Source organism: Clostridium sp., assembly GCF_051278035.1.
Classification (GTDB): domain Bacteria; phylum Bacillota; class Clostridia; order Clostridiales; family Clostridiaceae; genus Clostridium_AD.
On record NZ_JBNMNU010000211.1, the window covers coordinates 1 to 6,653 of the forward strand.

General features: G+C 30.7%; 6 protein-coding genes and 1 pseudogene. 3 read left to right on the forward strand and 4 right to left on the reverse strand.

The genetic code is table 11. The annotated features are described in order from the left end of the window. Positions 1-151: 151 nt before the first annotated feature. The 3 genes and pseudogenes from ACJAX4_RS20980 to msrB form a co-directional block, all read right to left on the reverse strand. A pseudogene (locus tag ACJAX4_RS20980) lies at positions 152-1,545 on the reverse strand (sensor histidine kinase). After that, entirely contained in the window at positions 1,542-2,228 is a 687-nt protein-coding gene (locus ACJAX4_RS20985; protein ID WP_435791378.1) for a response regulator transcription factor, read from the reverse strand. The pseudogene ACJAX4_RS20980 and the gene ACJAX4_RS20985 overlap by 4 nt, the downstream one beginning before the upstream one ends. Before the next feature lie 183 nt (positions 2,229-2,411). Further along, the gene (msrB, locus tag ACJAX4_RS20990; RefSeq protein WP_435791380.1) at positions 2,412-2,876 is read right to left on the reverse strand and encodes a peptide-methionine (R)-S-oxide reductase MsrB; all 465 of its coding nucleotides are present in this window, start codon (positions 2,874-2,876) and stop codon (positions 2,412-2,414) included. Between the two features lie 284 nt (positions 2,877-3,160). Between msrB and ACJAX4_RS20995 the strand changes: the two genes are divergently transcribed. Together ACJAX4_RS20995 and ACJAX4_RS21000 are read left to right on the forward strand one after the other, a co-directional pair. Beyond that, positions 3,161-4,033 (forward strand): cation diffusion facilitator family transporter, encoded by an 873-nt coding sequence (locus tag ACJAX4_RS20995; protein ID WP_435791382.1) that lies wholly within the window; start codon positions 3,161-3,163, stop codon positions 4,031-4,033. A gap of 100 nt (positions 4,034-4,133) precedes the next feature. After that, positions 4,134-4,568, forward strand: a complete 435-nt coding sequence (locus ACJAX4_RS21000) for a hypothetical protein (protein WP_435791384.1) — start codon at positions 4,134-4,136, stop codon at positions 4,566-4,568. 79 nt (positions 4,569-4,647) lie between these two features. On the opposite strand, the gene ACJAX4_RS21005 is transcribed toward ACJAX4_RS21000, so the two are convergent. After that, the gene (locus ACJAX4_RS21005) at positions 4,648-5,838 is read right to left on the reverse strand and encodes a pyridoxal phosphate-dependent aminotransferase (protein ID WP_435791385.1); all 1,191 of its coding nucleotides are present in this window, start codon (positions 5,836-5,838) and stop codon (positions 4,648-4,650) included. 362 nt (positions 5,839-6,200) lie between these two features. Here ACJAX4_RS21005 and ACJAX4_RS21010 point away from each other — a divergent pair, with 362 nt between their 5' ends. Continuing rightward, a complete protein-coding gene (locus tag ACJAX4_RS21010; protein WP_435791386.1) occupies positions 6,201-6,398 on the forward strand; it encodes a cold shock domain-containing protein in 198 nt (65 codons plus the stop codon). Positions 6,399-6,653 lie beyond the last annotated feature (255 nt).

Genomic DNA, 6,653 nt, shown 5'->3' on the forward strand with positions numbered 1-6,653 from the left:
TAAGCGCGGGGTCAGGGTCTGAATTCATTAAAAATTCCTCCTCTTAAATAAAAAATCTCATAATATAATAATAACACAAAAACTGATTATTTAAATAATAATATGAAAATTCATAAAAAAAGCGACCAATAATTTGTTGGTCGCTTTGACATTACATACGATATTTAATTAAAAAGCTAACACCAGTATCACTATCTATGGCATTTATTTCACCATTATAAAATTTTATAATTTTTTTACTAATAGCCAGCCCTAGACCAAAATTCCCAGTTTTATCTTTATAGAAATTGTCAAAAATATGTGAAAGATGCTCTTCCGGAATATTAGGACCATCATTATATATTTCCATAACAGCAAAAACTCCTTCTTTTTTAGGGTTACACAATTTTTTTCATTGGCATATCTAAGGCTGTTATCCAAGATATTTTCAATAGAGACCTGTATTTTATCTGCATCTCCAATTATTATAGCCTCTCCAATAGATAATTCCCAGTTAATATTATTATCAATTACTTTAAATCTATTTATTATATGAAAGAGCAACCGTTGTAAATTAATTTCAATATCCTCAATATTATTTTCTAAAATATAATCAAGGGTATTCAAATATAACATCTGTTTAACTTTTTTCTCTAAGTTTAAAGCCTCATCCTTTATTATTTCCGCATTTTTCTCAACTGACTCCACGTATACACCATCAATAATAGCCGCCGCATGACTCATAATTACCATAATAGGTGTTTTTAAATCGTGAGATATACTTTGTAAAAACATTTTTTCTTCTTCATCCGCACGCTTCAATTCCTTTTGCATTATATTCATTGAGTTTGCCAAGATTCCAATCTCATCTGCGTTTTTAACTTTTATAGGGTCCTTCCAATCTTTATGGGCTATTCTAACTGTATAATTTTCAAGTTCCTTAAGTGGTTTTGATATAGAATTTGCAACCAGTTTAGCTGTCAGAAACCCAATAGCTATAAATACAAGGCCTATAATTAGCATTATATATAGTAAATTATTATCTTTTACTTCAGGCATATAAGTTATTAAATATGATTTCCCATAATTCCTATATTCAACTGAACTTATTATAAAAATAAATTTCATGTTGTTGTAGGACTCTTTAAATTGTTTTTCAACAATTGTTCCCGGTGTAATGAAACTTGACATCCACAATTTCGCATCACTAATATTAAAATTAAAAGGTGGTTTAGGCTCATTTAACTTATTGGGAGCATTAGGAGATAATTCATGCTTTTTATTTATATTTATAATTTCAGTTTTATTATTTCTATCTACATTTACAATATAATGATCGCTACCTCTTAGATTATTTAGCTCATCAAACCTATTTAACTCTGTATAATTTTCAGCATTTATTAAATAATCATGAGATACTTTGAGATCTTCAATTTTAGCTTTCTCATTTATGGTTCTAAAAGCAACTAGGTAGAAAAATGAAATACTAAAAATTATTATAAGTATTATCAGTGTGAAGGTGGTCCATATTCTCATAGTTAATGATTTGAATTTAAATTTTCTCATGATTTATACAACAGTTTATAACCATATCCATATACAGTATCAATGGTGAATTTTTCTACTTTTTTTCTTATTCTCCTTATGGTGTCATCAACGACTCTATCTGATCCGAAGTAATTATCTCCCCATACGGTATCTAATATTTGTTCTCTTGAAACTAAATTGTTTTTGTTTTTAACAAAATAATAAAGCAGTTCAAATTCTTTGTTAGTCAGTATAATCTCTACTGTACCTTGGAAAACCGTTCTTTGTTTCTTGCTAATGCTATATCCGCCTAAATTTAAGTCATCGCACGATTGACTGATATTTTCATTGTCAGTTCCTGAAATTCTTTCTAAAAGCTTATTTGTCCTAATAATAAGTTCACGAGGTAAAAATGGTTTAGATACATAATCGTCGCTACCCAGCTCTAGTCCAACCACGCGATCAAGTTCTTCATTTCTTGCAGACATAAAGATAACAGGTGTACTTTTATTGTTAGCTTTAATAGCTTTTATAATTTCATACCCATCAATATCTGGAAGCATTATGTCAAGTATCCAAAGATCAGGCATATCTTTAATTCTTGCTATTGCAGAATTACCATTTGCGAAAGTAGTTACTTCATAACCTTCCCGTTGTAAGTACTTTTCCAGCAAAAGATTTAAACTTATTTCATCTTCAACAAGGTATATATTCTTTGACAACAGCATCACCCCTACGCATTAAGCCCTAAGTTATATGTCTTATAATATTAAATCTATTAAATAAATATAGACTTATTATCTTATATTCTATCATATAATTTTCAAAACATTTCGGATAAATTATGTGAAGAATATGTGACTTAATTGCTGAAGCTACGAGAGTGCGGTCGACCTCTTTAAATGTTATAATTTAATTGAATTTATAAGATAACCATACCCTTCATCCTCAATTTTATCCATTGGTATAAATCTTATAGCAGCACTATTAATACAATATCTATTACCACCCTTATCTTTAGGACCATCATCAAATACATGTCCTAAATGTATATTTCCACTTCTGCTTCTAACCTCAGTTCTAATCATATTAAATTTTTTATCCTCTGTAAGTTTAACTACGTCAGGCACAATAGGTTTAGTAAAGCTTGGCCATCCGCATCCTGAATCATATTTATCTTTCGAAAAAAATAGTGGTTCACCTGTCACTACGTCTACATATAGACCAGGTTCGTGATTATCATAATATTCATTAGAAAAGGCTCTTTCAGTATTATTCTCCACAGCCACCTTATATTGATTATCTGTTAACTTATCTTTTAGCTCTTCATTACTGGGCCTAGTATATTTTTTAATATTTATATTAAACACCCCTTTATTAAAATAAGTAGAATCTTAGTTATTATCTTATCCATTTCATCATTATACATTCATTGGTCTATTTCTGATAACACATTCTTATAAGAAACATATAATATATTGTAATACTTTGTTAGCATAATCATACATAATAATAGTTCCCAAAATATAGTGGATATTATTATCAATTGATAATTAATTTCGTATTATAAAAGTGTTGCAAATCTCGTTATACCAGCATATACTATTGTTATAACTTTAAAAATGTATTATCAATTAAAAACGAGGTGTGTTAATTGAACAGTGAAGAAAGATTTCGTATTGGTATCAAAATATCTAGTATAACAATAATTGCTAATATTTTATTGTCAGTAATTAAGTTGTTCGCAGGTATTTTCGGTAGAAGTGGAGCTATGATCGCTGATAGTATACACTCACTTTCTGATGTATTGAGTACACTCGCAGTAATGCTTGGTTTGAGATTAGCTAAACAACCTGCTGATGAAGGTCATCCATATGGTCACGAAAAAATGGAGCCTGTTATGGCTAAGATATTGGCAAGCATATTATTAATTACAGCTCTACTTATTGGATACAATGGTGTTAAAAATATCATAACTGGAACAACTGTAATTCCACACAAGATTGCTATGTATGCTGCAATACTTTCTATACTAATTAAAGAGTGGATGTATAGATATACCGTTAAGGGCGCTAAGAAAATTGAAAGCTCCGCTCTTATGGCTGATGCTTGGCATCATAGATCCGATGCATTTTCCTCTATTGGAACATTAATTGGCGTTTTAGGTGCTAGAATGGGCTATCCAATTTTGGATCCAATTGCATCATTAGTTATATGCATATTAATAACCAAAGTAGCCATAAATATTTACAAACAAGCAATTGATCAATTAGTTGATCACTGCGCTGATGCAGAAACTATTGAGAAAATAACATATGAAATTGAAAATACAAATGGTGTTATAAACATAGATGAATTAAAAACTAGATTACATGCTAACAGATTATTTGTAGATGTAGAAATATGTGTTAATAGAGATTTATCAGTTTGTGAAGGCCATGAAATTGCGGAAAGTGTTCATAATTCTATAGAAAATTTAGACAATAGAATTAAACATTGCATGGTACATGTTAATCCCGGAATATAATACCTAATTTCAAAATATAATAAATAACCGTTTTATTTAAATAACAAAAACTTGTGCGCATTCATATACTGTAATGTAAATACTTTTAGGAGCCAATTTTATGTATATAGATGATGATACTATTAGATCTTATTATTCAGAGTATATTAATGAGCTAGAAAACCGAGGTCTTCCTTTAGATTGCCCCTACAGGCAAATGCTTCCTTTCCCTTTTTCACCAGTAGGTCCTCAGGGTCCTCAGGGTCCTCAGGGTCCTCAAAGTTCTCAAGGCGGACCATCTTCTGCCCCTCCAAATTTCACACCATCCGAGCCTAAAGCGCAGCAATTTGGTGCTACTCCTCTAGCTGTAGACCCAGGTGCAATCAGACCTTGCCTCTTTAGATTTGTATATATATGGCCACGAAGAGGTAACGGATTCTGGGCATGGCTTACATTTGTGGGGCCAAGATCTGTAGCAGGCTTCCGTTGGCAAAGAAATACTTGGAGATACTTTGGAATGGATCTTAGAGATATTAGTAGTTTTCAATGTTTTTAAAATAGTATAAGTCAACATATAGTAATTAAGGGAGGCTCAATTGCCTCCCTTAAAAGTCTAACTTAAATTTATTACAATATTATTTAATCTTGTATAACTGAGCTAATTTAGTAAAAGCCGGTAGTGAATTTTGTATTTTTTCGTATGATATGCAATAAGATAACCTTGCATGTCCAGGGCATCCAAACGCTGATCCTGGCACTAGTAATAAGTTAAACTTTTTTGCCTCCTCGCAGAATTCTTTATCATCATCTATCGGTGTTCTAATAAACAAGTAAAATGCCCCTTGTGGTTTTACACATTTAAAACCTATTGTTGTAAGATGATTATATAAGAGGTCTCTGTTCCTTTTATATATACTTACATCTACTTCAGCCTCCAGGCAATTTGCAATAACCCTTTGGAATAGAGATGGTGCATTTACAAATCCTAAAATTCTATTAGCTACATTTAAGGATTCCATTATCTCTTCAAATGAGTCCATATTTGTATTTGCAACAACATATCCGATTCTCTCACCGGGTAGTGATAATGATTTACTATATGAATATCCAATAAATGAATTCCTATAATATTTTAAAATATACGGAACAACCACATTGTCATAAACTATTTCTCTATATGGTTCATCAGATATTAGATATATACTTATACCCAATTCCTTTTCTTTTTCAGAAAGTAGTTTTGCTAACTCTTGTATAACCTTTTCAGAATAAACAATACCCGTTGGATTATTGGGAGAGTTTATAATAACTGCTTTTGTTTTGCTATTTATTTTATCTCTTAGCATTTGCATATCAGGTTCAAATGTATCAATATTTGTAGAAACTACTACAAGTTTACCATCAAAATTATTTACATAGTTTGTGTATTCTCCAAAAAAAGGTGCAAAAACAATAACTTCATCCTCTGGGTTAAGTAATGTTTTCAACAATATATTTAATCCGCCAGCTGCACCACAGGTCATAACTATGTTATTGCAATCAATATCTATATTATGTTTCTTATTTAAAAACTGGGCTACTTTAGACCTGACATCTTCATATCCAGAATTATTCATATAGCCGTGTATAAGTTTCGGAGCTGTCTCATTTAATATTTTGTTAATTTCATTTTTAATATTTTCAGGTGGTTCAACATTTGGATTACCCAAACTATAATCAAAAACATTTTCTTCCCCATAAATTTTAGATAATTTTTTACCTTCCTCAAACATAGCTCTTATTATAGAACTATTAGCAACTAAAGTTTTCATTTTATTAGATATCATTTCAAGTCTCCTTTTTATGCGTTTTTATGCGTTTTCACATGATATAGTTAATTATATCATATGAAAGCCTAGTTATTTGAAAATTCCAAAAAATAATTACATCAAAAATTCTCCATTAGAATGTCAAGAAACTCATCTTAAATAAAGGTAATAATATAGCGCATATAAAAATATCATGTTTAATATATCTTGCTTTTTGAAAGCAACTGTGATAGTATTTGAGTTGACTTAGATGACTAGTAATTAATGCAGCACAGATATATTTCAATTAGTACTTTTTAAATATAGTATGTTAATATCGAAATTTTATTTAGTGAACTATTACAAACATTTAAGAAATAAAATTTCGGAGGTATTACATTATGAATGGTACAGTTAAATGGTTTAATGGAGAAAAGGGATTTGGTTTTATTACAGGAGAAGACGGAGTAGATGTTTTCGTACATTTCTCTCAAATAAATTCAGATGGTTACAAATCACTTGATGAAGGACAAAAAGTTTCTTTTGATATAGTAAAAGGACCTAAAGGCCCTCAAGCTGAAAATGTTACAGTTCTTTAATTTGAACTAATATTTAACCATTAAATAGGAAACTATTTAATGGTTTTTTGTACGTCCAGCATGTGTACTGAGCCGATAGGCTGAAAGAAGCCTAAGTCACCTAACCAACGGGAAGACAACCTGAGAGCAAGGGAGTTACTGGCAACGGTAGGGTCTGAAGGAAGCAGCAGGGAAAATATGGAACATAGCGAAAGTAAACCGAAGGTGGCTTATAAAGTGGGTAACCCTGCAAAATATGGGAAAGCCCGAAAGTTG

Bases quoted from the DNA above. Each gene is read 5' to 3' on its own strand.
- ACJAX4_RS21000 (WP_435791384.1), top strand. From the start codon at position 4,134: ATGTATATAGATGATGATACTATTAGATCTTATTATTCAGAGTATATT.
- ACJAX4_RS21005 (WP_435791385.1), bottom strand. From the start codon at position 5,838: ATGATATCTAATAAAATGAAAACTTTAGTTGCTAATAGTTCTATAATA.
- ACJAX4_RS21010 (WP_435791386.1), top strand. From the start codon at position 6,201: ATGAATGGTACAGTTAAATGGTTTAATGGAGAAAAGGGATTTGGTTTT.